We start from the raw sequence: 26,341 nt of genomic DNA, 5'->3' as shown, positions 1-26,341 counted from the left end.
TTCAACTGCATGAAGAGTCGCAAGGGCATCATTTTGGCAGGAGGTTCGGGTACGCGTCTGTATCCGGCGACCTTGGCTGTTTCAAAACAGCTGCTGCCCATCTATGACAAACCGATGATTTATTACCCGCTCAGCGTGCTCATGCTGGCGGGCATACGCGACATTCTGGTGATTGCCACGCCGCAGGATATGCCGCGATTCCAGCAGCTATTGCTCGAAGGCAGCCAGTGGGGCCTCAATCTGCAATACGCGATTCAACCCGAGCCGCAGGGGCTGGCACAGGCCTTGGTCATTGGCGAAGCCTTCTTGGACGGCGCGCCTTCGGCACTGGTGTTGGGCGACAACATTTTCTATGGTCATGACTTTTCCCGGTTGCTGCATAGCGTCTCGGCAAAGGAAACCGGCGCGACCATATTTGCCTATCACGTGCAGGATCCTCAGCGCTACGGGGTAGTCGAGTTCAACAAGCAGGGCAAGGCGCTGAGTCTTGAAGAAAAGCCGCTGCGTCCGCGATCCCACTATGCGGTCACCGGCTTGTATTTTTATGACGAGCAGGCGCCTGAAATCGCCGCCACGATCAAGCCGTCAATACGTGGCGAGTATGAAATCACCGACCTGAATCTGGCATATTTAAAGCAGGATTTACTCGAAGTCGTCACGCTTGGCCGGGGTTATGCCTGGCTCGACACTGGCACGCATCAGTCCATGCTGGAGGCGAGCCAGTTCATTGCGACCATCGAGGCACGTCAAGGTTTGAAGGTGGCTTCGCCCGAGGAAATTGCCTATCGTCTCGGATATATCGATGCGAATCAATTGTTGGCTTTGGCTGAACCGATGAAAAAGAACGGCTATGGTCAGTATCTCCTGAATATTGTCACCGAACGCTGAAGTCCAATGAACATTATCCGCACTGCCATCCCCGAGATATGTGTGCTGGAGCCGCGCGTGTTCGAAGATGCGCGCGGATACTTTTTCGAGAGTTTCAATCAGCGTCAATTCGAAGAGGCAGTTGGCCACACGGTCACATTCGTTCAGGACAATCAGTCGAGATCCGTTAAAGGCGTGATTCGCGGGTTGCATTACCAATTGGCTCCGCGCGCGCAGGGCAAGCTGGTGCGCGTGGTCTCGGGCGAGATATACGACGTCGCGGTCGACCTGCGACGAGGGTCTCCCACGTTGGGGAAGTGGATCGGCGTCGTGTTGTCAGCAGAGAACCGCCGGCAGTTGTGGATCCCGGCAGGTTTTGCGCATGGGTTTATCGCGCTTTCTGAGACTGCCGATGTGCTTTATAAAGCCACGGATTATTGGGATAAAGATCTCGAACGCTCGATCCGATGGAATGACCCGCAATTAAAAATCGAATGGCCGTCCGGTTCGGGTGTCATCCTGTCGGAAAAGGATCAGCAAGCGGAAACATTCGCCCAAGCGGATCTGTTTGATGATTGACGGGGCGTCATGAAACGGGCCCGCCTCATACTGTGTACGGCGGGCGTGCGCAAACACAGCACGCTTGCCGCACTGCTAGATGATTTCGAACTCGTGTACCCGCCACCGAGGCGTCCCGAGGCAGATGATTGCGTACTTGCCTGGGGGCAGCGGCCCAGCGCGTTGAAGGCGCAACGCTATGCGCACCGTCATGGGCTGCAGGTGCGATACATCGAAGACGGTTTTCTGCGTTCAGTCGGGTTGGGGCCGGATGATCCGCCGCTTAGCATCGTCATGGACGACCAGGCGCTATACCTGGATGCTGGTCAAGCGACCCGACTAGAGGCCATGATCAAGCGGCAGCTTAATGCGAGCGAAGCGCGGCGGGCGACGGCTTTAATCCATGCCTGGCGTGACGGCATGGTCTCGAAATATAACCACAGTCGCGATGATGCATGCCCAGGGCTGGAGCCCGGCTTTGTCCTTGTCGTGGATCAAACCTTCGGCGATGCCTCGGTTAGTGCCGGAGACGCCGCGCCCGAGGATTTCCTTCGTATGCTCGATGCGGCGCTTGCCGAGCATCCCACTCGAACCATAGTCGTCAAAGTTCATCCCGACGTGGTGGCCGGCCGCAAACGCGGGCATTTCAACCTCGACCAACTGCGGGCTGAGCCGCGGGTCGTGCTGCTTGATCGGGACGTGCATCCGGCGAGTCTATTGGCCAAGGCGCATGCGGTGTACACCGTCACGTCCCAGCTGGGTTTCGAAGGGCTACTGTGGGAGAAACCCGTCCGGACATTTGGCATGCCGTTTTATGCAGGGTGGGGGCTGACATCAGATGCGAAGCCCGCGCCGGCCCGGCGGCAGACAGTCTCGCTGCTGCAGCTCGCGCATGCGGTTTTAATCGACTATTGCCGCTATGTGGATCCAGAGACTGGCCAGCGCTGTGATGCGGAGGTGGTGCTGGCGTGGCTAGCGTTGCAGCGGCGCATGCGGCAGCGTTTCCCTGAACAAATCACGGCCATTGGTTTTTCCGGCTGGAAGCATGGCTATGTGCGCGAGTTTTTTAATGGAAGTCGCGTCAAATTTTCCTGGTTTCCGCGCAGGGTGTTGCACCACGACGGACTAGCAACATGGGGATGTAAGCGAGATTCTGTCCTTTCTCAGCGCTCGCCGGCCAAGCCGGTTATCCGCGTGGAAGACGGCTTTCTTCGTTCGGTGGGCTTAGGTGCTGATTTAGTCAGGCCTGTCTCATGGGTGCAAGACGACGTAGGTATCTACTACGATGCCACTCGACCGTCGCGGTTAGAAAGGATCCTTGCTGAGACGGATTTTACGGACGAGCTACTTGCGCGTGCCCGGGCCCTGCGCGAAGCCATATGTGCAGCCGGTATTACTAAATACAATCTTTCGACTCAGCGCGATTGGACACGGCCCTCCCAGACTGCACGCGTGTTATTAGTCATTGGTCAAGTCGAAACAGATGCATCGATTCGTTTCGGTGCTCATGGGGTCCGTCGCAATATAGATCTGTTGCGCAGCGTCCGGCAAAGTAATCCTGATGATTATCTACTATATAAACCCCACCCCGATGTATTGGCGGGGTTGCGAGAATCTGGCGACGGTGAAAAAGAGGCGCTGCAATGGTGTGATGAAATTGTCGATAATGTTTCGATCGAGCGCCTGCTTTCGCGTGTAGATGAGGTGCATACGTTAACCTCGTTGACGGGATTTGAAGCCATCCTGCGCGAGGTACCGGTTGTCACCTACGGGCAGCCTTTTTATGCTGGGTGGGGCTTGAGTATCGACCGCGGCCTAACTGATCCTGTGCGTGCAAGGCGCCAGCGGAGGCTGTCCGTCGATCAACTCGTCGCTGGCGCGCTCATCTTATATCCCACCTACGTGAGTCGAACTACCAAGCGCTTCACCACGCCGGAACGGGTTCTCGCTGAATTAGTTTCCTGGCGTAAGCAGCCTAGTCGTATAGGCTGGCGGCACTATATAGCAAAAATTTTCCGGGAAAAATGATCAATCAGCGGGCAAAAATGCTTTAATTGAGCGTTTTGCAAACCTGAATTATTAGGTTACTAACCTGATACTCCGTTGCACCCGCTGCTGTGCGTCTAGGCACAATGGCCGCCTTGCTCCAATTTCGAAAGATTTTTCATTCTCGCGCTTTTTTTGTAGGACGCTATGAAACCGATCCGTAAAGCTGTATTTCCTGTCGCCGGGCTAGGCACGCGCTTCCTGCCTGCGACGAAGGCTATGCCGAAAGAAATGCTTCCCGTCGTCGACAAGCCTCTCATCCAATATGCTGCTGAAGAGGCAGTCGCAGCCGGCGTGACGGAACTGATTTTCGTAACTGGCCGTAATAAGCGGGCGATCGAAGATCATTTCGATTCCATGCCGGAGCTAGAGGCCGAGTTGGAGGCGAAGAACAAGGAAGAGCAGCTGCGCGCTATCCGTGGGATTCTTCCTTCGCACGTGAATTGCGTATATATTCGACAGCCCGCACCGCTGGGCCTCGGCCATGCGGTGCTCTGCGCAGCGCCTGTCGTCGGCAATGAGCCGTTCGCCGTGTTGTTGGCCGATGACCTCATTGATGCCGACGTGCCGGTAACGCGGCAGCTGGTGCAGGTCGCGCATTCATGCGGAGGCAGCGTGCTGGGTATTCAAAACGTCGAGCGTCGCGAGACCAACAAATACGGCATCATTTCTGGAAATCAGATTAATGAGGAAACGTGGCGCCTGGACGCCATGGTAGAAAAGCCCGCGCCCGAGGAAGCGCCGTCCACGCAGGCCGTGGTGGGTCGCTACGTCCTTGAACCGGAGATTTTCGAGTATCTGCGCCAGACCGGAAAGGGCGCGGGCGGCGAAATTCAGCTCACCGACGGTATCGCCGCCATGTTGCGCGATCGCCCGGTATTTGGATACCAGTATGCTGGCACCCGCTACGATTGTGGCAATAAACAGGGCTTCTTCTCCGCTACTCTGGCGTTGGGTCAGAAATATCACGGCTTCAGTATCTGACCGCAGTTTGCTCTAACACGCATAACAACCATTTTGATCATCATCCTATGAAGTTTGCAGTGGGTGCGATTTTCAAGAACGAAGACGCATATGTATTGGAATGGTTGGCGTTCCACAAGGTTGTGGGGTTCAGTCGGTTTTTGATCGCCGATAATGGCAGCACCGATTTGACCCGACAGATACTGTCTACCCTGGAAAAGCACGAACCGATCACGGTCGTTGATTATCAGGATGAGCCGGACGTGCGCCCGCAGCTTGGGGCGTACAACCTGCTGACCAAAATGTGTCCGTCGGACGTGGACGCGATTGCGTTTATTGACGCCGACGAGTTCATCGCGCCTATGGGGGGTGCCTCATCGGTTGTGCCAAAACTGACAGAGCTGTTTTCCGACGCGGATGTGGGTGGTCTGGCGCTGAATTGGGCGTGCTTTGGATCCGCGGGGCATCGATTCTGGGAAGACGGCTTGGTCATCGAGCGCTTTCTCAAGCGTTCTTTGAATAAGTTTTCCGTGAACCAGCATTACAAGGCAGTCGTCCGGCCGGGATATGTTGATCACTGGACGACGCCCCACCACGCGACATTAAAGCGTGGGCGCTACATCAACGCATTAGGGCAGGAGCTGGATTTTCGCGAGGGCCGTAAAGATAGTTTGAGCAAAACGGTGGTTTGGGACCACCTACGTGTTAATCATTATGTCGTGAAGTCATTCGAAGAGTTTGTGCTACGCAAAAGCCCTAAAGGCAGTGCTTCAAAGGCCGGCCGGGTCAAACATAAGAAATATTTCGAACTGCACGATAAAAATAATGAAGTTTGCGATGCAATGTTGACTCTGGTCCCCGCCGTCAAAGCGGAGATTGCCCGGCTCGAAGCCCTCATTGCACCTGTCGTGGACTCAGTTGACCCCGAACCGACCTGGAGACAATGGTTGCATAACCTCAAATCCGGTTTGAAACGAGGTTGATTCGGGGCGACATGTTTTTACAGACCAAGGTTTTCATACCGCATCCCGAATCTGACTGGTCGGCGCCTGCCAATTCAGACAGCGGATCCGCCGCAGCTGGAAGATACCTGGTACAAGGACTGGCCACCGGGCACGACCGCGCCTACGGGGCCGTATTGTCATTTAAGCTGCGCGGTGGGCGGGTTGTCGACCTGGATATCCTGATACCCCGTAGCGGCCGTATCTTAGAGATCGTTTCCGTGCCGGATGCCATTGAGGCTGTAAAGCTTCAAGGCCCTTCCGATACGGAACAGGTGTTGGATCTGTCGATAGAACTTCGACGGCTGACCTGGGTTGAATATCGCCTGCGCCAGTTACGACGCGCGGTGCCGGTCTTTTTCCGCCAGCCTGTCGAACGACGTCTTCGTGCTGGCTTTCGGGTGCGTACGCTGATTACTGATCTTGATTACGCCTACGGCGTGGCTTGCCGCTTCCGCGCCAACGCCTACATGCGTAGCTACGCGGACTGGTACGCGGAGTTTTACCGGATCGCGCCCGAAGACCGCCAGGCAATGCGCAGGCGTTTGGCCAAGTGGTCTAGCCCCCCGCAGTTCCAAATCGTTGTGTTAGCAAGGAACGGTCGGGAGTCCGCCTCTGTGCTTTACCACGCCGGTTTGGATAAGCAAATTTATCCGCATTTCACCGCGGAAGTCTGGCCCGAAAACGGGTGGATACCGAGGTTGGTGGCCGCCTCTCGCTCGGCGCATGCCATCGCGCCGGGCGCTTCCAAGTCGCCCGGGGACAAGTGGGTGATTATCTTGAGGGAAGGCAATCGCCTTGCCGAGGCAGCCCTGTATTGGCTCGCCCACGTCATCGATGGCAGCCAGGGCGCCGACGTCGTATATGCGGATCATGATGAGATTGGCGTCGATGGCCGATTGTGCGATCCAGCTTTCAAGCCCGACTGGTCGCCGGAGCTCTTACGGGCGACGAACTATATGGGCGATGCTTTTACGTGGCGTCTGCGCGACGTGACCGGATTCTGGGACAGCGCCGAAGCGCAACGCTACAGCGTGAACGGAGCGCTCCACAGCCTTTTATTAGCCCTGGCGGCAGAGGGCAGGGAACCGGTGCATGTGCCGGCGCCGCTATGGCACATCCGCCACGACAACCGCTCGGCGGATCCTACCGACGGGGAAGAAACGCGCGAGATAGTGCAAGCGCATCTGGCAGCCCACGGGGTGACCGCGTGCGTCGCGGCGTCAGGGCCCCATCGTTGCCGCGTTCGCTACGCTCTGCCAGACGCGCTGCCGCTGGTGAGTATCATCATCCCTACGCGAGATGGTTTAGAACACCTGCAACGCTGCATAGAGAGCTTGATGACGCTGACATCGTACCCGCGATATGAAATTATCGTCGTGGACAATCAGTCTGTCGTGCCGGAGACGTTGAAGTACTTGGGAGAAATTGCCCGCGCGTCAAACGTACGCGTACTGCCGTTTGATGAGGCCTTCAACTACTCCAAAATCAATAACTATGCCGTGGCTCAGTCGAATGGTGAGCTGGTCTGTTTGCTGAACAACGATACGGAAGTTATTTCGCCGGATTGGCTAGATGAGATGGTGGGCCGCCTGTTGCAAGAAGGTGTGGGAGCGGTAGGCGCCAAGCTGTTGTACGGCAATGATACGGTCCAACACGGTGGGGATACGGTGGGGCCAGGTGGATGCGCCAATCATTTGCATTCGGGGATTGGTCGCGATGATCCCGGCTACTGCGGCCGTGCGCTAGTCGCTCAAGACCTGTCGGCGGTGACTGCGGCTTGTTTGCTGACTAAGAAATCCGTGTATCAAGCGTTGGATGGGCTCAATGAGGTCCAACTGACCGTCGCGTTTAATGACGTGGATTATTGTCTCCGCGTGCGTGAGGCGGGCTATCGGGTCGTGTGGACGCCTCACGCGCTGCTCTACCATCATGAGTCGGTAACACGCGGGAAGGACACTAGTCCGGATCAGATCGCGCGCGCGAGGGCAGAAGTTGAATATATGCGGACGCGGTGGGCGCATTTAATGCATCATGACCCTTTTTATAATCCGAACCTGAACTACCAGCATCCTGATTTTGGACTGAGTGGTATGCCTAATGTTCAATTTCCTTGGAGCATGATATGACGAGGCCCGTCACCGGCGCGTCCTGCGGCGATTGAACTTTTTGGAACAAACAGTCAGGTTAATTCGCCCCGATCGTAGGTATACTGCACCGCAGCACTCTTCACGCAAATTGATTCCTAATGATTCATCGCAGCCCATTTCAGATAACTCGTGCCGTAGTCTTCGCGTTGCTACTTCGCGAGATGCGCGCGCGTTTCGGGCAGCGGCGCATGGGTGCTTTTTGGATGCTGGCAGAGCCAGTGATTCAGCTCGTAGTGATGACCGTAGTGATCGGCATCATACGGGGTCGGGGCGATGTTCAAGGGATACCTTTTCCCGTCTTTCTGCTCTCCGGGATCGCGCCTTTTGTGATGTTCCGCGGAGTAGCGATGTTGATTATGGAGGGTCTATCGGCGAATCGGGGTTTGTTTGCCTATAAACAGGTGACCCCCATGGATACATTTGTCGCACGGACGATTTTGCAGTGCAGCCTTGCGTGTATTTCGTATCTGATAGTGGCTCTCGCGTTTGCTTGGTACGGGTACGACATGACGATCGCGCACCCGTTGGAGTGGTTGGCACTACTCGCTATAGGGGTGGGGTTGGCATTCGGCATTGGAATGGTATTAGCCGTGGTCGTCGATCTACTTCCCGAGTTGCGCACGTTTGTTCGCTTCGCTTTTTTGGTGCTCTATTTTTCCTCGGGCGCAATATTTCCCGTTTCTCGATTCCCGAGTTACGTCCTGCCCTATGTGCAGTGGAATCCTTTCTTGCATTTAATCGAGCTTATCCGAGAGGCCGCGTTTCCCTTTTACCGAGTGTTGGACATTACTTCATTGCGTTACGTGCTCTTTTCCGCAGCAATCTTTCTATGCGTTGGCCTGGGGCTTTTTAAACTGCGGAAAAATCGAATGTTGGCAATTAAGGGAATTGTTTAGCGATGTTTACGCTCGATAACATCACTAAGTCGTATTTGACGGCAAGCGGACGGAAATACATATTTCGAAATCTCTCGTTCACTTTTCCTGCTGATAAGAATATTGCGCTTATTGGTAAGAACGGTGCGGGTAAGTCGACACTGATGCGACTGTTGTCCGGCGTCGATGCGCCGGATTCTGGCGTGATTCGCACGGACAAGAGTATTTCCTGGCCGGTTGGACAGGCTGGAGGATTTCAGGGCAGTATGAGCGCCCGCGACAACGTAAAGTTTGTGTGCCGGGTGTATGGGTTCGTCGGCGAGGAAATGCGCGCGAAGGTAAAGTACGTGCAGGAATTCGCCGATATAGGTGACTGGTTTGATGAGCCTATCCGAACCTACTCCTCCGGGATGAAGTCTCGGATCGCATTCGGCCTCAGTATGGCGTTCGATTTCGACTATTACTTAATCGACGAGGTAATGGCGGCAGGCGACAACACTTTCCGCCAAAAATGCGAGGAAGTTTTCGCCCAGAAGCTTGTAAAATCGAAGATTTTCCTCACCACGCATAATATGCGGGAGGTTGAGAGACTCTGCGACCTGGTGATTCTGGTTGATAAAGGCCAGCTTATCGTCTACGACGATGTGCAGCAAGGTATTGAAGCATATCGAAAAAAATAAGGCATGGAAAAGCGATAATGGATAAAAGCTCTAAACGGCGGAATAGGCGATTGCAGCTCTGGATCATAGGGATCCCGATGCTGCTTGCGGCGATTTACTACGCAGTACTGGCCGTCGATCGCTATGCCAGCACCGCTCAAGTGGTGGTGGTGGACTCCGCTGGAGCGGCGGCCATGGCTCAGCAGAATGCCGGCGCCGCTATTCTTGCAACGTCGACACGTCAGATCTCAAAGGCTGAAACCATCTTCCTTTACGAGTACCTGACCTCCCCCGACATGCTTCACCAGTTGGAGCAACGACTGCAGTGGCACGAGCATTTCGCAGACCAGCTGACGGATCCGTTTTACTGGCTCAGTAAAACCGTTTCCAAGGAAGATCTGTTGAAGTTCTACGAGCGGGTGGTGACGGTCCATATTGATGAGATGACGGGCCTGATTTCCATCGAAGTCCAGGGCTTGACCCCGGAGTTCGCTCATAAGACCTTAAGTGTCATCCTTGACGAGAGCCAGAAATACATCAACGACGTTTCTCGTCAGATTGCGCGTAACCAAGTGTTGTTTGCTGAGGAGGAGCTTGCGAAAGCCCATGCGGACTACGAGCGCAAGCGAGAAGAACTCGTCGAATTTCAAAGCAAGAACAGTCTGTTGGATGCGGAAGCCTCGGCCAAGTCACAGGCAGGCATCATCGCTGGGCTGGAAGCGACGATCGCCACAGAGAAAGCAACGCTGAAGAGCTTACAAGCGACGCTGAATGCGGATTCGCCCCAAGTCCGTCAGCAAAAGAACCGACTTTCGGCATTGGAGCGGCAATTGAACGCCGAAAAGGCGAATCTGGTTTCGTCCTCGAAAGGGGGGCACCTGAACGTCGTTGCCGCAGCCTACCGCAAGTTGAGCGTCGACGCGGAAATTGCTGAGCAGGCGTATCGCCTCAGCGTCTCGGCATTACAGAACGCCAAAATCGAAGCGAATAAAAACGTCCACAGCCTCGTGACTGTTGTTCAGCCAAACGTGCCCGAGGACCCCACCTACCCACACAAGCTCTACAACTTAATTACGTTGTTCGTAGCTTTGCTTCTTATCTACGGCATTGTCCGCTTCGTAATTGCGAGCATCGAGGATCATCGTGACTAGCACAGCGTTTCCCCTGCGTAGTTCCTCCCGGCTGTTTATGTCGCTGGGTTTAGTGGTGCTGCTCTCTGGTTGTGCGGGGGGAATCCTCTCTGGCACCGGCCCGCGCATTGGCGCGATTGTAGAAGCGCCCGAAAAACGCACGATCCCCTATGAACTAGTGGATTTGGCTCCCACGAACATCGGCACTTATGCTCGGCTGCGAGATGAGACTGTCGCGACGACGGTCTCCTCACCTAAAAGCTTTGAGGTGCGGTTAATCCCCGGCGACGTTTTGCAAGTAATGATCGCTGATATTGGCGCCGAAAGTGCAGTATTTGCACCGTTAGCTGCGGGAGGCACCAAGTTCGAAGCGCGTGTGGATTCCGCTGGGAAGATCTCGTTACCCTATGCTGGCCGGTTTCCCGTCGCGGGCAAGACACTGGTTGGGGTAGAGGAGGAGATTCGCCGTCGACTCAAGGGTGTTGCATCCGATCCGCAGGTGATGGTTAATCTACTCGGGGATGTTTCGGGGTCGGTGCTGGTGGCGGGTGCAGTGAAGCAACCTGGACGTTTCTCGGCGTTGCAAGGGCCGCTGACGCTTTTAGACGCGATAAATCTTGCGGGGGGACCGCTATTGGAGCCGCATCTGGTGTCGGTTACCGTGCGGGATGGAAAAGATGCGAAGGTTTATTCGTATCAGAGTCTCTTGAATGGTCTGAATCGGCCCATCTCACCACGTTCGGAGATCGTGGTATCGCGGGCGAAGAAGCGGTTTGTGGCGATGGGTGCGGTCCAAACGCCAGGGTTGCACGATTTGCCTTCTGATCAGCCGAGCCTTCTGGAAGTCCTGGGGCAGGCGGGGTGGTTAAATGATTCGATGGCGGATCCACAAGGCGTTTTTGTATTCCGCTTAGAACGTAAAAATGGGGCGAGCGAACCAACGCCCGAGGTCTTCCGCTTGAATATGCGAGACCCTGCGGCAGTATTTCTGGCCAAGGAGTTTTTGGTCAAGGCTGAGGACGCTGTTTATGTGACTAATGCCGCCGTTCATGAGTGGCAGAAGATCATCACGCCAATCGTCCAAGCCATGGCCTTCGGTCGCACGCTGCAAAATGGTTTTTAGCAGCGGAAATCTATTTGAGGATGATACTGGCCAACGCCGCTGGGGTTTTTTGGGGCGGTGCTGTAAGGTTAAGCGAGCTAATTAATCATGTTATTTTTCCGGCGTAAGCGAAAGCTCACATCAATTGACGACGCGGTTAGCCAAATCGTGCGCCAGAGCGATCTGTTCGACGCCGGTTGGTATCTTCGCCAGTATCCGGATGTTGCTGATGCTGGCTTTGACCCAGCAGTCCATTACGTGCGTCACGGCGCTGCAGAGCAGCGACGGCCGGGGCCTTGGTTCGACCCGGAAACGTATATCCACGCGATAGGATCGGATGAGGCGACTGCTAATCCGTTGTTGCACTACATCCAGCATAGACCTTTTGTTGCAGGGCCGGCAGCGAGCGTCCCCAAACCGTACACGAACTTGAGTGAATACCTAATATTCAGCCTGTTGTGTCCCATCGTGCGTGCGCCCTTCACCGAAGAAGACCGGCGCTGTTTTGCCGCCATGGAAAACATCAAGAATTGCTTGGTTAATCGCTTGACCGATCACACCATTTTGGTCTCTGTCATTATGCCTGTGCGGAATCGTGACTCTACCTTGAGGCGAGCCGCCGTGTCCGTGCTGACTCAGAGCTACCTGAATCTAGAGCTCATCATTATTGATGATGGAAGTGAGGATCAATCGGTCGCTGTAGCTAGCGAACTAGCGTGCGTCGACAGCCGAGTTAGACATGTAGTGCTCACAGAACATGTTGGTGTATGTGCAGCTAGAAATATCGGCTTGAAGGAGGCGCGCGGCGACATAATTGCGTATCTGGATTCTGATAACATCTGGTTATCCGATTTTCTGGCAGCATCAATCGCGTCGCTCAACGATCATACCGAGATCGATGCAGTATACAGTGGGCAGTATCTTTATGACTCGATTCATGCCAAGGCACCGTTCGCAATTAGATTTGGGGCGATGAATGAATCTCTGCTCGAGCAGCACAACTATATCGACTTAAATTGCCTAGTGCACCGGCGTCGCGTGTTAGATGCCGGAGTTCGTTTTGACGAGAACTTACAAAGGTTGGTCGACTGGGACTTCATCTTGCAAATTAAGGCCAGTGGCCGCATATGTTCCGTTCCGTTTGTCCAATCGAATTATTACGCCGCTTCGGTCGCTAACTCGATTACAAGCACGGTGCCTTTCCAGCCGGCTTACGACTATGTTTGCCATAAATGGACAGGCGCTTCTTCCTCTGCAAAGGCTACTCTCGCCAGGCGCGTGTGTGTCGTGATTCCGAGTTTTGAGGCTTTAGAGCATTTGCGTCGATGCGTGGACTCCCTGCAGCCGTATCTCTCGCAAGAATTATTTGAGTTGGTCATCGTCGATAATAACTCCTCCGACGAGGTAAAGGAGTTTGTCACTAGTTTGCGTCACCCAAACGTAAAAGTTATTCTCAATGACGTGAATTATGGCTTTTCGTACGCTGTCAACCAGGGAGTGGCGGTTGCATCAAGGGACGCTGACGTGCTCTTATTAAACAACGATGCCGAATTGGAAACCGATGCGTTAACCATTCTGCAGCAGACCGCATATCACGACGACGAGATTGCGATTAGCGTGCCAAGGCAGGTTGTACCGGCAGGAACGGCTAACATGCGTGATCATGTTCCATACGCCGATCTGCAAAGGGAATGTGACGTCTCCCTCTCTGCGCACCATAGAAACATAAGTGATATTTCATTGTTCCATGAGGGCCGATTGGTAGAGTTGAATTTCGCGCCTTTTTTTTGCGTGTATATAAAACGCCCTGTTTGGGATAGCTGCGGAGGTCTGGACTACGCGAACGGCCGCCACTATCGATCCGACAGGATTATGTGCGATCTGGTCCGGAATATGTTCAGAAAACGCATTGTTTATGTGGCGAACGCTAAGGTCCGCCATGCGGCACAGGCGGCGACACGCGAGCTTCAACGTAGCAGCGCTGCGGTTAGCGAAGATTTTAAAATTATGTTCGTTCAGAATCGATGGCCTGACCAATTACGAGCGGCTCTAAATATTGTGGAACTTCCTTGGATGAGCTCATGAAGAGTCCCGGCCTGTACGGCGGATATGCTGCGCCACAACTTACGCTGAATTGCTTGCGGCTTCTGGCTTTACCTAGCTTATCCCATTCCCTCGTCATTTCATTGCGTGATAAATAGAGGTCTATATGAAGATTGCCGTTGCAGGCACGGGCTATGTAGGGTTGTCTAACGGCGTGCTGTTGGCCCAGCAGCATGAAGTAGTCGCTTTAGATATTGTTCCTGAGAAAGTGGAGATGTTGGCGCGCAATGAGTCGCCCATCGTGGATCAGGACATCGAAATGTTTCTCCGGGAGAAGCCGCTCAACTTCCGAGCCACACTGGACAAACATGAAGCCTATACTAACGCCGAGTATGTCATCATAGCCACGCCGACGGATTATGATCCAGAGACCAACTACTTCAATACCAAGTCGATTGAGGCGGTCATTAGTGATGTGATGGAAATAAATCCCGAAGCTATCATGGTCATTAAATCGACTGTGCCCGTTGGGTACACGGCGAGGGTCAAAAGCGAGTTCGGGTGTGATCGGATCATTTTCTCCCCGGAATTTCTGCGTGAAGGTAAGGCGCTCCATGATAATTTGTATCCAGCAAGAATAATCGTCGGAGAGGTGTCTGAGCGAGCGGAATGCTTTGCGAATTTACTCCGCTCTGCTGCGCTGGTTCCAGACGTCCCCGTATTGTTTACTGGGTCGACTGAAGCGGAGGCTATAAAGTTGTTCGCTAACACATATCTGGCAATGCGAGTTTCTTTCTTTAATGAGTTAGATACATATGCCGCCATCCACGATCTTAATACACAACAGATTATTGAAGGTGTCTGCCTCGATCCGCGCGTGGGCCATGGTTATAACAACCCGTCATTTGGCTATGGTGGCTATTGTTTACCAAAAGATACCAAACAACTTCTGGCGAATTATAACGTCGTGCCACAGAACCTAATCCAGGCGATCGTCACATCAAATACAACCAGGAAAGATTTTATCGCTGACGATATTCTCCGTCGGGAGCCTAAGATTGTCGGAATACATAGACTTATTATGAAGAGCGGGTCCGATAACTTTCGCTCATCAAGCATTCAGGGAGTGATGAAGCGCATTAAGTCCAAAGGCGTGGAGGTCATCGTGTATGAGCCTACGCTTCAAGAACCAGAATTCTTTCACTCTCGTGTCGTCAATGACTTTGAGGAGTTTGTGAACCTCTCCGACGTCATCGTTACTAACCGTATGTCCGAGGCACTACTTAGCGTATGCCACAAAGTGTACTCGCGTGATGTGTTCGGTGGCGACTAGTTGCGGTCATCTCGTCAGGTTGTCGGGCCGATAATTTCTTGCACGAGATGTTGCAGGAGTGGACACACTGTCGTCAGGCGATGCATACATAACTTCGTTGGGTGCTGCGGTATTTACCGCGCCAGTTACTTCTGGAGAGGAACGTGGTCCAACTTGCTTTTCCGCAGCGACTTTTCGGGGCTAGATGCGTTGCTTGGGTGGTCTGGCTACTTATAGAGATTTTTCCGGCGTTCGCGGCTAACGCCGCGACATTGGAGAGCCCCTGGGACAGTACGACATCGTCGTACGGAAATCAGAACGTCAGTTGTCCTACCGGCGTCGCGCCGGTTAGGAACATTAAAGCGTTTAAATACTATGAGGATGACAGCTATACCGTCGACCCCGCGAAGAGATCGGCGTACCTGGACGCTACACGGAATGCGCGCACGGCAGCAAAACAAGTTGTTGAATTGGCAGACACGTATCGGGCTGCTGGAGATACTGAAGTGGCGCGATGTGCGAGCCGCTTGTTGCTGGATCAAGCTAAGGGCCGCGCTTTGACCGGAAAGCTCACCGGGAATCAGGCAGAATTGTTCCGTGCTTGGATATTGAATTCGTACGCCACGGCTTGGCTCAAGGTGCGCCACGCAAGTGGCTTGGATTCGAACCAGCAGAGAATAATTGTTGAATGGCTTGTAACGCTCGCTGAAGGAGTTATGCGATTCCATTCGACCTTTATGCCTAAAACTAGCGAGCATAACCTCAGATACTGGGCTGGCCTTGCTGTAATCAACGCGGGAATTGCCGGCGGGAGACCTGATCTTTATGAATGGGGTGTCCAGTGGGCTCGGCATGGGATCAACTCAATTCGGCCGGACGGAACGCTGCCGCAGGAACTAAAGCGTGGAGCGCGGGCGCTTCGCTATCATCTGTTTGCGCTTCAGCCTCTAATAGCTATTGCCGAGATCGCATGGATTAACGGTGACGATTTATATTCGCTTAACGACAACGGACTGTACCGTCTAGTTAACCTGTCTTTGGATGGCCTTAACGATCCGCGAATCGTACAGCGGGAGGCCGGCGTTAAGCAGCTCAAACAATCCGTATCCGGGACGGACTTAGAATGGTTGGTACCGTTCGCTAACCGATTTCCGGATGCGAAATACAACGCCTTTTTGAAAAAATATCCAATAAAAGGAACTTTGTACCTTGGTGGCAAGCTGACTTCTACACCTTACCAATAGTGTCCGTGTCTCGCTGCCGGCCATGTTACCCTGCGGACAGCTGCCGGGGAATTACGCGGCACTGGTGCGGAGATCACGCGACGAGCGGTGTATTTATTGGCCTGTGCTCTTTAATGCACGCTAACCACGATCAACGATTAGTTAATATGCATACGGAACCTGAACAAATTCGTAGCTGTAGTTTGGCTCATCCTATAGAAGCGTTGGGGTCAGCAGCGATGTTTTGGCGTCCAAGAAACATCCGCTCGTCTTCGTGGATTGAGCATGCACCTTTTGTTTTCTGGATGATAGACGCCGTACGTCCACGCCGAATTATTGATTTCTGCACGGAAGACATGAGCTCATTAGTGGTGATGAGCGAAGGCGTTCAACGTCTGCAGTTAGATGTAATTTGTGACTACGCCACGTTATCTGACGCTCCAAAACGGGCTCGAGATGTCCTAACTTCCGCCAGGCGAATGCGGGGGACGCTAAGTGAGTGCTTGCCGTCGTTGCCCGCTGAAAGTATTGACATCGTTCACCTCGATATAGCTCATCTTGCAGACATGAACTCGGAGACGGTGCGGACGCTGTTGGAACGAGTCTCGCAGCGGGGGGTCATGATGATTTCTGGTACGCGGTCTGAACGTATGACTGAAGAAGCATCCAGAATACTGGCCAGTATGGTTCCGCGCTATCGGTCAATCGAGTTCGTTCACGCATCAGGCCTCCGTATGTTCGCGATTGGGGGCTCTCTGTCACATACCGTAGAACAGTTGTTCTCTTATACTAAAACGCGTGAAGAGCGGATGGTTTTGCGAAATATGTTCGAGCATTTAGGACGCGGGCTTTCTGCAAAAGGTGCGGCAGGAGGGAGCGTGACACATGAGGATCCGCCAAGGAATCAAGCTGAAGTTGCTCCGACGTTGGCCGCAGTTTGTACCTCTTTAAAGTCGGGGCAGGGGGATAGGGATCCTACTGGTTTGCGAGACTCCGAACGCAAGACTCTCCGCGAGGAGAACCTAAGGCTACAGAAGGCTTGGACCGAGATGCGAAACCGAGTGGAGGCATTGGAAGAGGACCTCACGAAGCTGAGCGCTTTAGTCATCGAGAAGCAAGCGTTAATCGACCGCTGTTCGAAAAGGCCGCCAGCATCTTCGAATAAAAAGCCCACCCAATTTGACTTCAAGCGCGTAGCAAGATGGTTCAAACCGTCGGCAACACGCAAGACGTCAAATTTGTCAGCGGCCGTTCGCTTAATTGAAAGCTCGGAGTTTTTCGATAGTGCTTGGTATGCTCGCACCTATCTCGGTAACGAGAAGATGCAGCGCAAGAGTGCGTATCACTATCTGACGACTGGCGCGACGCTCGGCTTCAATCCCTCACAGAAATTTAATACGAATTTCTATCTGGAAAATAACCCGGATGTCCGAGACTCGAGTTTAAATCCATTAGTCCATTTTCTTAGGTTCGGTCAGGCGGAAAATCGAAAAATAAATAGCCTATAAATTTTGATTGTAATGCATACACAGATTTGGAAAATGGAAAGTAATCATATCATTGAGTACATTAAAAAAAACGGGGAATTCGATTGCGAGTGGTATCTGCAGCGATACCCAGATGTTCTTCGTCTGGGTGTCGATCCCATTTATCACTACGTCCATCTGGGGGCGCTTTTGGACCGCGACCCTAGTCCCGAATTCTCCACGCGGGTGTACCTGAATACGTATCCGGACGTAAAAAAGGCCGGGTTAAATCCGTACTACCACTTCTTGAAATATGGCCAACGTGAAGGCAGAAGAGCTCAGAAATCTGTCGAAATTGTCCCGCGTCTAGAATTTCCTCAAGAGGGCTTACACACTGTGTCAGCAGCGGCCTCGGAAATCCAGAGGCCCACCAGTAAGTTCGCCGTTGAGGAGCTTGATCGCAAGCTGTGGGGTGGTTATTCCAGATTTTCCTCTTCTCTCTTAGAGGAGACTAAGAGAGATGAAGGTGTCTTGTCCGCTGAGCGCGCTGAGGCCGCCTGGTTTTTAGCACGTTGGTACTATTTCCACGAAGACAATCTAAGGGCACTAGAAAATATTCAGTTTTATAATATTTTCCACCCAGAGTTTGAAAAGAAGGTGTTGTTGTTGGAGGTCCTCGTATGCATAAAGTTGCGTCGATGGGATCAAGCACATGCTCGAATAGATTTCGGCATGAGGCACATGAAAGTTAAGACCGATCTGCTCTTACTCAAGGCGACACTTATACGTCATGAAGGTCTTTATCGTGGCGAGGACTTGCTTCAGGTGCAGTCGGCGCAGTTGGCGGTCCTTAATGAAATGTTTTCGGAAGGGAAATTGTCCGGCCTTCAGTTAAAAGATCCTTCCCAACCACTTCACTTTTACAATCTGGCATCCAAACGGGGTAACGCGGCGAAAGCGACCGGCGGGCCGAAGGTATCGATCGTCATCCCGATGTTCAACGCGCGACAGACGATAGCGCTGGTACTAGATAGCTTATTAAACCAGACGTGGCGAAATTTAGAGATAATCGTCGTCGATGATGTCAGTACGGATGACAGCGTTAGGATTGTTCAAGAGTACCAGCGCGAACACAGACGAATAAAGTTAATTAGACAGAAGCGGAATGGGGGCGCGTATGCTGCTCGCAACGCTGGTCTGCGTCACGCCACGGGAGATTACATTACTGTTCATGATAGCGATGATTGGTCTCATCCTTCTAAGATTGAACTACAGGTCAACGCGCTAAAGCGTAACGCGACTGCGCACGCCTGCATCTCATACTGGGTTCGTGTAACCGAGAACTTAGAGGTGGTTGGTCCTTGGCGAGCAAAGTCATCACTCTTAGACCTGAACTTTTCGTCGCTGATGTTCGACCGGACTGTATTGCAGGAACTGGGTGGCTGGGATGTGGTGCGCGTGAACGGTGACGCGGAGTTTCGTACTCGTCTATTACAGCGATTTGGGCCTGACGCTATCTGCAAGACACGATATAGTCAGATTCTTTCGCTGGCGCTGTCTCGAGACGACTCGCTTACCAGGTCTAAGGCTACGGCTGTCCGCAGTCTTCTGTTCGGCATGCGTTGGTTCCACCGCGACGCCTATCAATATTGGCACGCAAAGCGTGTTGTTTGGCATAACCAATCGTTGCTGAGCGGCAAACGTGAGTACCCACTTGCGCGGGGCATGCGCGTTAATCGTGGGGACGACGTGCACTACGATTTTGTGGTTATTTCGGATTTTGCACTTAAGGGCGGCGCCTTCGTTTCGACTCTAAATTACATAATTGCCGCGTGTAAGCTCGGTAAAAAGGTTGCAGTCGTTCACTGGAGGAAGTTTGACCTAAATATCCATGCCTCCGTAAACCCAAAGTTGTATGATGCTTGTTTAAATTATGACGTGGATATATTGACGCCTGGTGACAAAGTCACGAGCAAATTCGTACTTTTTGGTTATCCGGCCATTATAAATAATATGCTCGATGACTTCCCCGAGATTCGAACGGATGAAGTGATCGTCATCGTCAATCAGTTTGCAGAGCGCTTATACGACGGTTCGGACCCGCAGTATGACCCTCTGATCGTGCGCGCCAACCTGCGTACGCTGTTCGGTAAAGAGGGTATTTGGATTGCTATTTCGGAATTGGTTCGTGGCTTAATGGAACGCGACGAGCGATATCCAAAGCCGTATCCGGGCGTGTGGTCTCCTATGATCGAGGCGGAGGAGTGGACAAAGGGCACATTGCGCTGGCGCGGTGGCTATTCAGCTGTCCCCATAATTGGAAGGCACGGCCGCGATGCGTACACTAAGTGGCCGAGTAATCCTGACGCTTTGAGAGCGGCCTATCTCGCGAACAAACCTTGGCCGGTACGCATGCTGGGTGGAGCGTCATGTGCCTCAGATGTTATAGGCGACCTTCCTCCCAATTGGGAAGTTATCCCGTTCGGTAGCATCGAAGCAGACGACTTTCTCCAGGATCTAGATTTCTATATCCATTACCCTCATGAAAAGTATATTGAAGAGTTCGGCCGTGCGGTGATGGAAGCAATGGCTATCGGGGTAGCTGTGGTTTTGCCCCCAGTATTCCGGCAAACTTTTGGTGATGCCGCGCTATATGCCGATGCGGAGGACGTGGGAGACGTGATAGAAGGATTATGGCGTTCAGAGGCCCGTTATCTCGAACAGGTGCGACGGGGCCGCCAGTTTGTTGTGCGATATTGTGATGTGCGCACATTTGGTGAACGTATTTCGCAGCTGGAATCTGTGCGCCTTCAGGCTGCCACATTAACTTCGGCAGTTGAAAGCCAAGCTGCGTAGTAATAGGCTTCACAGGTAGGGCGAGCGTGCTATAGGCTACCCGCCATTTCCAAACGATGGCGGGCGACCATTACTATTTGATTTTTAAGTCGTCGGCATTAATATATGCGGAAAAGTACCAACGCCAGGGCTGTATCGACGCTTCCTGAAAGGGGGCAACGCGATAGCGAGCCGCGATGCATTATCAGCCTGGGGGATAACGATCTTCGGAACGAATCACGCTGGGGAGGGATGCGGAATTATTTTGAAAGCTTGGCGGACTTCGCTGCGGCTGAGGAATTGAAAGACGGCCTTACGTCGGTCAATATCGGTGCTACCTACCTTGACTTGTACTCTGTTATTAAGCCTGGTATGCCTCTATATATCTATTTCCAGGGGGCGCAACGCCGTGTAGAGCGAAATATTAAACTGCCGATATTTTCCGGAAATCGTATTCATCCTCAGGAATGCTCTCGGCTAGCGATTAGTGATCCGGCGCTACACTTTAACAAGGAAATCATCATAGGTTGGTATGCAGGATCAAAGGAATTCGCCACTCAGAAGGTTATAGTTCCGCTAGTGCTCGACAAGTTGATTTCGTTAGCTAAGCCAAGCATGCTTGTGTTCGTTGGAGCTTCCGGAGGAGGCTTTGCCAGCCTGTATTTTTCGCGGCTCTATCCACGGTCGATCGCGCTAGTCTGTAATCCTCAAACCAATATACTCAAGTATTGGGAAAGAATTGTCCTGGAATTTTTACGGACTTGCTATGGCATTGATGATATTGAGTTAGCCGCTAAAAAGCCGCAATTAACTCTAGGTATAGTGAAGAATCTTTGCTGGTTTTATCGGCCATCTCAAGGAAAGATGCTTAATCGGATTATCTATATGCAGAACGTGAATGACAAGTTTCACGTCGAACAGCATTACTCTAGGTTCATGCGCGCCTTGGGTGTGAAGATGTCGATGGAAGTTGGTCCGTTTCAGCAGGGCAACGTGCTTGCCCTAATGGGTAATTGGGGGAAAGGCCACACCGCAGCTCCCGGTGATGTTTGGTCGCAAATCCTGTCCAATCTATACCTTGAACAAGGATCTGTAGACGAGTTGTTTGAAACGGGACATGCTCAGAAAATTTTAGGACGAGTGTAGGCGTAATTTTGAACTCCCCGCTCGTTGGTTGCTCCGGTTCTTCAGATCATGCTTGATACCCTGGCATTGAGCTAATTACGCGGGCTGGAGTTACGCTTTTTGGGGTCGGTAGAAATTAGGCCAGCCTGGCTGCGGCAAAGAGGGTACATCGCCAGCACGCTCGGCGCTCGCAACGTATGGGTGGCTGGTGATTGTGTTCTCTCAAGGAGGTCGGCTATGAAGAAAATCGTCTCCGGTGCAGGGCTAAAGATGGATACAGTCCGGGTGCAAGCTCGGTTTCACGCTTCGTTTATCTTTTAAACTCGCAGCAGAGCGCAAGAGAATGGTGATGTGAATTGAAATACGGGTACGAAACTAAAGAGATTTTTGATAACGGAAATACAATCGCGTTGTTCACGCGCGCCGTCTCCCCCGTGGCCACGCTTGTCGTCACCTTCGAGGCTGGAGTCAAAGCGCGTTATACGAAGGATGAGCTGCTCCGTCACCCAACCTTCGGTAAGAGTTTTCTATTAAATCTCGGGTGTGACGTGCTCAGCTTCTGTAGGAGGCGGCCCCTGTGGTATCAAGATCTATCGCTGTGTGAGTTCGACAACGTCCTAGCGGGCATATCGGGCGCGTATGAGCGGGTTTATTTGTATGGAAGCAGTGGAGGGGCATATGCGGCTTTGTATTTCAGTAGGAATAATGACTTTTTCCCAATTGCCATCTCACCGCGAATGTCTATACATCCAAAGTTCGGGAGTGATATTTATCGCCGACGACATGTACCCTATTTACACGAGCAGATGGAGCGCTGGAGTATCCAGGGCAAGAAGGGGGCAGTGATTTACGATCCTCATGATAAGTTTGACAATCAATATGTGAGACATATCGTCAAGCGGGCCTTCCCGCGACTTGATTACGTCAAAGTTCCGCATTCTGGTCATCCCTCTGGCTTGATCCTGGCGAGGTCTGGCCAGTTGCAGCAACTGGTGCGTGGCTATATCTCTGGAGACAATCCGGTGTTTTCGGGTTTGTCCACGGAGGCTAAAAATACCCGATTCTATGTCTTCAATCTGGCAAAGCATGCCGTACGACATGGCCGGTATCGGGCTGCGTTGAGGCTGTTAGTTGCCGCTGAAAAGATGCCTGAAATGGGTAGAAAAGCGAACGAAAAAAGCATTAAACAACTTCGCGATCGGTGTGTGGCGGCGCTGCAGCATGGGAATCATCTCGCATAAGCGGCGCAGCCGGATGCAAATTGCCTGAGTAAAACCTCCGTATCCGAGTCAGGGCGGAGGAAAGGTTTGTGGGTTCGAGATGATTGCAAACTGTTGGCCTAATGGCTCTGTGTGCTATGACCTGTCCGGGAATTTCCTACGGTAATCCCCCCGCTAGTTAACCGTCGTGGAAGGTAGAATTTTCTAACAGCAGGACCTTGGAAAATTTTGCATGAAGACCTCACGATTTACCGATAGCCAAATCATCGCGATCCTGAAACAGGCTGAGGCCGGAACGCCCGTGCCTGAACTCTGCCGAGAACACGGAATGAGCAGCGCCAGTTTCTACAAGTGGCGGGCCAAGTATGGCGGTATGGACGCAGGGCTGATGGCGCGCATGAAAGAGTTGGAGGCGGAAAACGCTCGGCTCAAAAAAATGTACGCCGAGGAGCGGCTAAAGGCTGACGTTCTGAAAGAGGCTATCGAAAAAAAGTGGTGAGGCCATCTCAGCGACGTGAGATGGCCATAAGAGCGGTTCGAGAACGGTCAATGACTGTGCGCCTGGCGTGCGACACGTTTGGCGTGAGCCAGACCTGTTACCGCTATCAGGCTAAGGGTTCAGCCGAAAATGAAGCTATTGCTGACTGGCTGATCAAGTTGACGCACAACCAGCGCAATGTAAGCGTCCGGCCCAGGCCGTCTTGCTTTAGATTTGTATCTGGCTCAACCGCTGGTTGACCTCATTGAGGTCGAAGGCGGCGGGATCGAAGCGTTTGCCATGCCAGATCAGCATGTCATCGTACTCAGGGTGATTTCTATCAGAGAGCACTTGCCGGAAGTGTTCATAGCCTGGCGGGCCGCCGACATCTTCCGGCGGGCAGGCGTTGGCGCCGTCCAGGCACCAGGGTGAAGTCAACGGGCCGTTGAAGGAAGCCACCTCGAGGATACGCAGATCGTGTTCCCAGTAATCACCGAAGTCGTAGAGATAGAGGAGGCTTTGGGCATCGCCTAACGCTTTGTCCAGTCGCACCCGCTTTTCGCTTTGCAGGTTGAGCTCTGGATAGTCGGGGTCCGGTTCGCCATAGCGCTTGCCATGGATCGTGAACTCATGCAGATGCCCGCCCTGCCAGCCCATCGCCCGCAAAATCGTCACGTGCAGCTTGGGTAGTGTGATGCGGCTGGGCACGACGATCGTGCGATGGATGACTGGCGTGATGTGGCGCAGGTCAATGCGTAACACCAGCGCCGTGCCTTGCAAGGCAACGACCTTTGCGCGGCTTACGCCGCCTTTTCGTTGCAGGGTAAAACCAGATTCCATGGCAACAACTCCTGGATGCGGTTGATGGGGTGATCCGCGATGCGCGCCAGCACTTCTCGCAGATAGGCCATGGGTTCGATTCCATTGAGCGCCGCCGTACCCAGCAGGCTGTAGATTGCCGCTGCGCTATGACCGCCCGCATCCGATCCTGCGAACAGATAGTTCTTGCGCCCCAGAGCGACCACGCGTAAGGCTCGCTCGGCTGCATTGTTGTCGATCTCGATGCGACCGTCATCGACGTAGCGCGTCAAGGCAACCCAGCGGGCAAGCGCGTAGCGTATCGCCTCAGCGAGCGCCGACTTGCGCGAAAGCGCGCGTAATGTCCCATGTAGCCAGTCATGCAGCGACGCCAACAAGGGGCCGGCCCGCGCCTGGCGTACCTGCTGTCGTTGATCTGCCGGCTGGCCACGTATTTGTGCCTCGATGCTGTAGAGCTCGCCGATGAGTGCGATGGCCTCCAATGCCAGGGGGCTGGCCTGCTGCTGCGCGATGTCGTAGAACTTGCGGCGCACATGCGCCCAACAGGCGGCTTCCAAGACGTTGCCCGTCTCGTACAAACGGTTGAATCCCGCATAGCCATCGGCTTGCACGATACCGGCGAAGTGCTTCAGGTGTTTGGCGGGATGTTCGCCCCTGCGGTCCGGCGAGTATCCGAACCAGACGGCGGGTGGCGTATCGAGGCCGGCCGGTCGATCGTCACGGACATAAGTCCATAAGCGCGCCGTCTTGGTCTTGCCACGACCTGGGGCCAACACCGGCACTGGCGTGTCGTCAGCGTGGATCTTCTGGCTGGCCGTCACATGGCCGTGCAGGGCCTGCACTAAGGGACGCAACAGCCGACTGCTGGCGGCGACCCAATCGGCCAGCGTCGAACGAGATAGTTCCACGCCGTGGCGCGCATAAATCGCGCTTTGGCGGTAGAGCGGCTGATGGTCGCAGTACTTAGACACCAGTACCTGGGCGAGCAAGCCGGGACCGGCCAGGCCGCGTTCGATGGGGCGGCTGAGCGCGGGGGCTTGCACGATGGCATCGCAACGCCCGCAAGCCAGCTTGGGGCGTACCGTGCGCACGACCTTGATGCTCGCTGGCACGTATTCCAGCATCTCGCTGACGTCCTCACCCAGTGGCTTGAGCATACCGCCGCAGGCCGGACATCCACAGCCCGTCAGGGGAAGCAGCACATGCTCTTCGCGTGGCAGGCTCTCAGGCAAGGGTTTACGGTGCGATGGCTGACGTGGCGTATCTGACTTGATAGGCGCAATGACGGTATCCGCGGCCGGCGTATCCATAGGAATCGGCGCTTCTTGATACAGCGCTAGCTGATTGAGCAGGTCACCACGCTCGCTGCTGCGCCCGAAGCGCTCTTGCCGAGCCTTGGCAAGCTGCCAACGCAGGTAATCCAGCTCTTGCTGCATGGACGCAATGACTGCCTTGAGGGCAGCAATGTCGTTCGTGTCGGCAGCAGGTGTTGTTTGCATAGCCGATATTTTATCGGGCTATGCCAGCGTCATGCATGATTGACGCCATTACCGCTGCAATTTTTTATCACGCCACAAGCGTCGGCGCCGTGCGTCGCGGGCTGCGCCAGTCGATGCCTTCAAGCAGCATGGCCAATTGTGCCGATGTCAGCGCCACGCGTCCGTTCTCGGCTTGCGGCCAAACGAAGCGACCCGCTTCCAAGCGTTTGCAGAATAGGCACATCCCATCGCCATCAAACCACAGGATCTTGATGCGATCACCACGCCGGCCACGGAACACAAATACATTGCCGCCGAACGGATCTGATCGCAAATGCAATTGCACCTTGGCCGCCAGCCCATCGAAGCCACAACGCATATCGGTCACGCCAGCCACAATCCAGATGCGGGTGTTGGTCGGCGGCAGCATCACGCGCGCAACGCGGCAATCGCCGTCTTGAGCATTAGAGGATCAACTGTGCCAGACACGCGCAACCGTGCCGAACCGATCGTGATCTCAAATTGGCCTGCTGGCGAGGTCCCGGGCGACTTCGGCTCGACATCGACGACGTCAACGGCCAGCAACGGTTGCGCCGCCATGTTCAAACGCCCTTCGTTATACAACTTGCGCCAGGCCCAGATTTGGTTGGCGTTGATACCGTACTCCAGCGCCAACGCCGCGACTGACGTCCCCGGCACCAGCGACGCCTCGACAACCTGGCGCTTAAACGCGGTGGGGTGGTGTTGGTACTTGCGCGGCCTGTCTGTCATCTTATCCCTGAAATTTATGTCCATAAATTTTTTTGTGGACACGAATTTGAAGGTGCCCGAGATCGGTATTCTCGGGGCTGATTTATTACCGCGCTAGACGGTGTTCAGCGGACGCTTACAGCGCAATTGGGGGTTCGGCCTATGCTTCCTGTATCTGCGCAACGTGAAGGGTTTGAAATACAACCACAAACGCGTCTACCGGATCTACCGCGAGTTGGAA

At 53.6% G+C, this 26,341-nt stretch carries 21 protein-coding genes and 1 pseudogene; 18 read left to right on the top strand and 4 right to left on the bottom strand.

The window, feature by feature from the left end:
* Window positions 1-9 precede the first annotated feature (9 nt).
* The 18 genes and pseudogenes from rfbA to GOQ28_RS16475 form a co-directional block, all read left to right on the top strand.
* Window positions 10-888 carry a glucose-1-phosphate thymidylyltransferase RfbA gene (gene rfbA, locus GOQ28_RS16560; protein ID WP_160357238.1) on the top strand — a complete coding sequence of 293 codons (879 nt, stop codon included), beginning with the start codon at window positions 10-12 and terminating at the stop codon, window positions 886-888.
* 6 nt (window positions 889-894) lie between these two features.
* Complete coding sequence (rfbC, locus tag GOQ28_RS16555; protein WP_160357237.1) at window positions 895-1,446, top strand: dTDP-4-dehydrorhamnose 3,5-epimerase; 552 nt, start codon at window positions 895-897, stop codon at window positions 1,444-1,446.
* A 45-nt stretch (window positions 1,447-1,491) separates the two neighbouring features.
* Window positions 1,492-3,453, top strand: a complete 1,962-nt coding sequence (locus GOQ28_RS16550; RefSeq protein WP_336603793.1) for a capsular polysaccharide biosynthesis protein — start codon at window positions 1,492-1,494, stop codon at window positions 3,451-3,453.
* A gap of 165 nt (window positions 3,454-3,618) precedes the next feature.
* Entirely contained in the window at window positions 3,619-4,455 is an 837-nt protein-coding gene (gene galU / locus GOQ28_RS16545) for a UTP--glucose-1-phosphate uridylyltransferase GalU (protein WP_160351728.1), read from the top strand.
* 47 nt (window positions 4,456-4,502) lie between these two features.
* Window positions 4,503-5,417, top strand: coding sequence for a glycosyltransferase family 2 protein (locus GOQ28_RS16540; RefSeq protein WP_160357235.1), 915 nt, complete (start codon window positions 4,503-4,505; stop codon window positions 5,415-5,417).
* Between the two features lie 155 nt (window positions 5,418-5,572).
* Window positions 5,573-7,564 carry a glycosyltransferase family 2 protein gene (locus GOQ28_RS16535; RefSeq protein ID WP_236844397.1) on the top strand — a complete coding sequence of 664 codons (1,992 nt, stop codon included), beginning with the start codon at window positions 5,573-5,575 and terminating at the stop codon, window positions 7,562-7,564.
* Window positions 7,565-7,683: 119 nt separating this feature from the next.
* A complete protein-coding gene (locus GOQ28_RS16530) occupies window positions 7,684-8,481 on the top strand; it encodes an ABC transporter permease (RefSeq protein ID WP_160357233.1) in 798 nt (265 codons plus the stop codon).
* A gap of 2 nt (window positions 8,482-8,483) precedes the next feature.
* Window positions 8,484-9,140 carry an ABC transporter ATP-binding protein gene (locus GOQ28_RS16525; protein ID WP_160357232.1) on the top strand — a complete coding sequence of 219 codons (657 nt, stop codon included), beginning with the start codon at window positions 8,484-8,486 and terminating at the stop codon, window positions 9,138-9,140.
* A 17-nt stretch (window positions 9,141-9,157) separates the two neighbouring features.
* On the top strand, window positions 9,158-10,270 hold the full coding sequence (locus tag GOQ28_RS16520) for an ABC transporter permease (RefSeq protein ID WP_160357231.1): 1,113 nt from the start codon (window positions 9,158-9,160) through the stop codon (window positions 10,268-10,270).
* Window positions 10,271-10,307: 37 nt separating this feature from the next.
* Complete coding sequence (locus GOQ28_RS16515) at window positions 10,308-11,372, top strand: polysaccharide biosynthesis/export family protein (protein ID WP_160357230.1); 1,065 nt, start codon at window positions 10,308-10,310, stop codon at window positions 11,370-11,372.
* Between the two features lie 87 nt (window positions 11,373-11,459).
* Complete coding sequence (locus tag GOQ28_RS16510) at window positions 11,460-13,436, top strand: glycosyltransferase (RefSeq protein ID WP_160357229.1); 1,977 nt, start codon at window positions 11,460-11,462, stop codon at window positions 13,434-13,436.
* A gap of 124 nt (window positions 13,437-13,560) precedes the next feature.
* Window positions 13,561-14,727, top strand: coding sequence for a nucleotide sugar dehydrogenase (locus tag GOQ28_RS16505; RefSeq protein WP_160357228.1), 1,167 nt, complete (start codon window positions 13,561-13,563; stop codon window positions 14,725-14,727).
* A gap of 143 nt (window positions 14,728-14,870) precedes the next feature.
* Window positions 14,871-15,950 carry an alginate lyase family protein gene (locus GOQ28_RS16500; protein ID WP_160357227.1) on the top strand — a complete coding sequence of 360 codons (1,080 nt, stop codon included), beginning with the start codon at window positions 14,871-14,873 and terminating at the stop codon, window positions 15,948-15,950.
* A gap of 146 nt (window positions 15,951-16,096) precedes the next feature.
* The gene (locus tag GOQ28_RS16495) at window positions 16,097-17,437 is read left to right on the top strand and encodes a class I SAM-dependent methyltransferase (RefSeq protein WP_160357226.1); all 1,341 of its coding nucleotides are present in this window, start codon (window positions 16,097-16,099) and stop codon (window positions 17,435-17,437) included.
* Between the two features lie 33 nt (window positions 17,438-17,470).
* Window positions 17,471-20,251, top strand: a complete 2,781-nt coding sequence (locus tag GOQ28_RS16490; protein ID WP_160357225.1) for a glycosyltransferase family A protein — start codon at window positions 17,471-17,473, stop codon at window positions 20,249-20,251.
* A gap of 105 nt (window positions 20,252-20,356) precedes the next feature.
* The gene (locus GOQ28_RS16485) at window positions 20,357-21,376 is read left to right on the top strand and encodes a hypothetical protein (protein WP_160357224.1); all 1,020 of its coding nucleotides are present in this window, start codon (window positions 20,357-20,359) and stop codon (window positions 21,374-21,376) included.
* 335 nt (window positions 21,377-21,711) lie between these two features.
* Entirely contained in the window at window positions 21,712-22,596 is an 885-nt protein-coding gene (locus GOQ28_RS16480) for a hypothetical protein (RefSeq protein ID WP_160357223.1), read from the top strand.
* A gap of 211 nt (window positions 22,597-22,807) precedes the next feature.
* Window positions 22,808-23,253 (top strand): annotated as a pseudogene (locus GOQ28_RS16475) (transposase); the annotation flags it as partial.
* A 28-nt stretch (window positions 23,254-23,281) separates the two neighbouring features.
* Here GOQ28_RS16475 and GOQ28_RS16470 read toward each other — a convergent pair.
* From GOQ28_RS16470 to tnpA, 4 genes are all read right to left on the bottom strand, one after another.
* Window positions 23,282-23,893 carry a plasmid pRiA4b ORF-3 family protein gene (locus GOQ28_RS16470; RefSeq protein ID WP_160348593.1) on the bottom strand — a complete coding sequence of 204 codons (612 nt, stop codon included), beginning with the start codon at window positions 23,891-23,893 and terminating at the stop codon, window positions 23,282-23,284.
* Window positions 23,854-25,371 carry an IS66 family transposase gene (tnpC, locus tag GOQ28_RS16465; RefSeq protein WP_160357222.1) on the bottom strand — a complete coding sequence of 506 codons (1,518 nt, stop codon included), beginning with the start codon at window positions 25,369-25,371 and terminating at the stop codon, window positions 23,854-23,856. The genes GOQ28_RS16470 and tnpC overlap by 40 nt, the downstream gene beginning before the upstream one ends.
* A gap of 67 nt (window positions 25,372-25,438) precedes the next feature.
* Entirely contained in the window at window positions 25,439-25,780 is a 342-nt protein-coding gene (gene tnpB, locus GOQ28_RS16460; RefSeq protein ID WP_160357221.1) for an IS66 family insertion sequence element accessory protein TnpB, read from the bottom strand.
* Window positions 25,780-26,121 carry an IS66-like element accessory protein TnpA gene (tnpA, locus tag GOQ28_RS16455; protein WP_160357220.1) on the bottom strand — a complete coding sequence of 114 codons (342 nt, stop codon included), beginning with the start codon at window positions 26,119-26,121 and terminating at the stop codon, window positions 25,780-25,782. The genes tnpB and tnpA overlap by 1 nt, the downstream gene beginning before the upstream one ends.
* Window positions 26,122-26,341 lie beyond the last annotated feature (220 nt).

It is taken from the genome of Bordetella sp. 02P26C-1 (assembly GCF_009763255.1).
GTDB lineage: Bacteria > Pseudomonadota > Gammaproteobacteria > Burkholderiales > Burkholderiaceae_B > Bordetella_A.
The sequence above is the reverse complement of the archived record's forward strand: the minus strand, read 5'-3'. Positions and strand labels throughout refer to the sequence as shown.